The sequence below is a fragment of the Moorena sp. SIO4E2 genome, assembly GCF_010671945.1.
Taxonomy (GTDB): Bacteria; Cyanobacteriota; Cyanobacteriia; order Cyanobacteriales; family Coleofasciculaceae; genus Moorena; species Moorena producens.
Genome location: NZ_JAAHIE010000733.1, coordinates 1 through 3,076 on the forward strand (window position 1 = coordinate 1; position 3,076 = coordinate 3,076).

Sequence of the window (3,076 nt, forward strand, 5' to 3'; positions counted from 1 at the left end):
GTAGAATTCGGGTAACATTGTCAACAGGTAGGTTTTGTTGCAAATAGAAGACCTACCTTTTTTCTACCATAAAGTGGTACTACCTTTACATACCAGGCATTTCAGCCTGTTTCGTCACCCCTTCAGCTTTGAGTGGCATACCAACTATCCATTAATACTCTTTTAAGAGCTGATTTCTAAACAGAACCTTAAACTGTTGCTAGTCGTTTTGTCATCAGGCGAATGAGAGAACCAGAAATCATCGCCTCACTCATCTGTGTATACTGTTCATAGTCCTTACTCAAACGGCGAAATCGATTCAACCACCCAAACGTGCGTTCCACGATCCAACGCTTTGGCAATATCTTAAACTCCTTTGACTTGCGTTCTATGACTTCTACTTGCACTGACTCACCACACACTTGTTTGACCGCATGGGCAAAATTCTTTCCCGAATACCCTTGATCCACCCAAACCACTTTCAACTTGGAGAGAGCTTCTTTCGACTCATTAAAAACAACAACAGCTCCCAATCGCTCTGACATGTTTGCTTCGGTCACTAACATACCAATCAGCAAACCTGGCGAATCTACGACGATATGGCGTTTACGGCCTTTAACCTTCTTGCCACCGTCATAGCCGTAGACATCCCCCTTTTTTCTGTGGTCTTCACCGATTGAGAATCGGCTATCGCCACCGTTGATTGTTCGTCACGTCCTGATTCGGTGCGTAACTGGCCTCGTAACTTGTCATGAATCCCTTGCCATATGCCAAAGCGGTTGCCACTTGCGAAAGTATTTATAGACAGTAGAATAGGGCGGTAAATCATGAGGCAACATTTCCCATTGACAGCCCGTGCGTTGTACGTAAAATATCCCGTTAAGAATCTCACGAAGATTAACCGTTCTGGGATGACCGAACCCTTTAGGACTCGGTAAGTAGGGTTCAATGATGCTCCATTCCGCATCACTGAGGTCACTAGGATAGTTTGGGCGATGGGGGTTAGCAATCTTAGGTAAGCGGCTCATGGAGAAATGCCAGAGGAAGTCCAGGTAATAATCTACAAGGACTACCACAGTTGTAGTCCATTTCTTTAGACTACCTTTAGAAATCAGCTCTAAAGGGGAGTTTCTTATGAAACAATTTATGAGTATGTCTTCTACATGGTCTAGTTTGGTTTTTCCATCCTGTTCTGGAGCATATATCCGGTAATCTATCACCCAAAACTTACCGGTTTTACTATTAACGTATATACAATTTACTACTCCTATTCCTCGAACCACACTATGAGTATTTCCACTGTATTGTTTTCGCCCCAATTCTATTTTATGGGAATGGTTTTTATCCAAAACTGTATCGTCAAATACTAGATAGCCATTTTCATCTACTTCAATATATTCTTTGACATTTAACCACAACGTCTTAGGATTAATTTTTTCGTTTTTTAAATATCGGTTAATTTGATCATGACTTATTTTTGGTAGATGCTCTGCCAAATTAGTTATGGTGTAATTGTTTTGGCTACTCAACAAATATTGACAGTAATCTAGCTTGTCCAATCTTTATTCCCATTATTTTTTTAGTTGGTTTCTCCCTTGATCTTATCATTTACTTTATCTGTTTTTCCCCTTTAGGGATTAATTTGGTTTTTACTCGACTTGACACGCTATATATAGCGTAATTGCGTAAGTCCTGTGGAGAGCTAATTTGTCTCTCTTTGAACTAAGCAAATCTAGCGATGGCATAAATTGCCTGATTTCCGACAAAAAGCTGAAAATTTATTTAGGAATTACCGGAGTTGTACGGGTTTGTAATTATAGATGGTGTTAAGCGGTTAAGTAGTAGGATTAAATTCAATTTAACTGTTAATAAAATGTAACTTAATACAAGGCAAAAATAAACATAAAGGGATTCAATGCCTTGACAATTATTGACAACGTTAACTTTATTTATTTCCAGGTACTTACCACTGCGACTCTGTTGAGCTTGCCAAACCAGCTCAAAAAAGTTCTACAAGCTGACCATAATAGTGATGCAATTGGACGAGTAAACCGTAGCTTTATGGGATAGCCATAGGGTTAGTCATGGTGGATAAATCAGTCAATTACATTTTTTTTATCTAAAATCATCATCAAAAAATAGGCAATTTCTCAATAATCGCTGGTTGATAAATTGGATCAGCAAATTATCAGGCAGGGCTACCCACCAGTCCACGCTCTATAGCCTTTTGTCGAATCAAATCTGGTAAGGGGGGGATTTTGTCATCCCCTCGCAAGCGGGACAGTAAATACGCCCAAAAACAAATCCCTAATTTGCGACAGGTCTTTTTCAGACCAATCATGGTATCTCTGGCTTGAAGTCCGGCCTCAGAGCGAGTGCCACCACTGATTTTTCGACGGGTCACAAATTCTCGGATGTCAGAAAAGGCGGCATTATTGTGCAGAGGAATATTGGGAAAGTCGAGCACCCGGAGCAATTGCTCCTTGTTTTGTCTAAATTGGTTCAATGCGTTGCTCAGAGTGGGGTGGTGCAGATAACACCGACCAAAGATTTCATCAAAGCGAACAGATAGGTACTCCTTTTGCTCGGCACTCGGGTGATCTTGATAGGCAAATAAGCTGTTGGTAGTACTCCCATAGAAGGGTTTGGACTTCCTCAATGTTCTCTCGAAACTCAGCGGTACTCCCCTCTAATTTGCGGATGATTCGTTCAGCATGAACCCAACACAACCCATGAATGAGAATATTGAACTGTCTGGCTCCATCCGAGAGAATCAACAATTTTCGGTTAATGCCACTCTCGATTAATCCACCCAGCAGAGCGGCTTCGGTGACCCTCTGTGCCACTTTGGTCTGCACAATGCCAATCGACTCTAAATAGTCCTGCCATTGCTCAGGGCTATTCCCTAGCACCGTTGAACCAAAGCTCAATCGGTTCATATGCTTGTCGGCTAACTGATAGGAAGCTAAATAAGCTGTTCGGCATTTAAATTGGTATAATAAAAATTAATAAATAACCCAATAATAGGAAATATGCCAGCAAAAAATTATCTGACACAAGAGCAAAAAACAATACTTCAAAAAGCCTTAAAAATAGA

Annotated in this window: 3 protein-coding genes and 2 pseudogenes; 1 reads left to right on the forward strand and 4 read right to left on the reverse strand. The window is 40.8% G+C overall.

The window, feature by feature from the left end:
- Window positions 1–188: 188 nt before the first annotated feature.
- Together F6K37_RS36215 and F6K37_RS36220 are read right to left on the reverse strand one after the other, a co-directional pair.
- Window positions 189–1,007: pseudogene (locus F6K37_RS36215) on the reverse strand (IS5 family transposase).
- Between the two features lie 114 nt (window positions 1,008–1,121).
- Window positions 1,122–1,538: pseudogene (locus tag F6K37_RS36220) on the reverse strand (IS701 family transposase); the annotation flags it as partial.
- Between the two features lie 361 nt (window positions 1,539–1,899).
- On the opposite strand from F6K37_RS36220, the gene F6K37_RS36225 reads away from it, so the two are divergent.
- Complete coding sequence (locus F6K37_RS36225) at window positions 1,900–2,049, forward strand: hypothetical protein (RefSeq protein ID WP_154659681.1); 150 nt, start codon at window positions 1,900–1,902, stop codon at window positions 2,047–2,049.
- A gap of 118 nt (window positions 2,050–2,167) precedes the next feature.
- Here the strand turns inward: F6K37_RS36225 and F6K37_RS36230 are convergent, their stop codons facing one another.
- The gene (locus tag F6K37_RS36230; RefSeq protein ID WP_008179902.1) at window positions 2,168–2,638 is read right to left on the reverse strand and encodes an IS66 family transposase; all 471 of its coding nucleotides are present in this window, start codon (window positions 2,636–2,638) and stop codon (window positions 2,168–2,170) included.
- Window positions 2,535–2,918: a hypothetical protein gene (locus F6K37_RS36235; protein ID WP_287255819.1), complete on the reverse strand. Its 384-nt coding sequence runs from the start codon at window positions 2,916–2,918 to the stop codon at window positions 2,535–2,537. Before F6K37_RS36235 ends, F6K37_RS36230 begins: the two co-directional genes overlap by 104 nt.
- Between the last annotated feature and the right edge of the window lie 158 nt (window positions 2,919–3,076).

Bases quoted from the DNA above. Each gene is read 5' to 3' on its own strand.
- F6K37_RS36235 (WP_287255819.1), bottom strand. From the start codon at position 2,918: ATGAACCGATTGAGCTTTGGTTCAACGGTGCTAGGGAATAGCCCTGAG.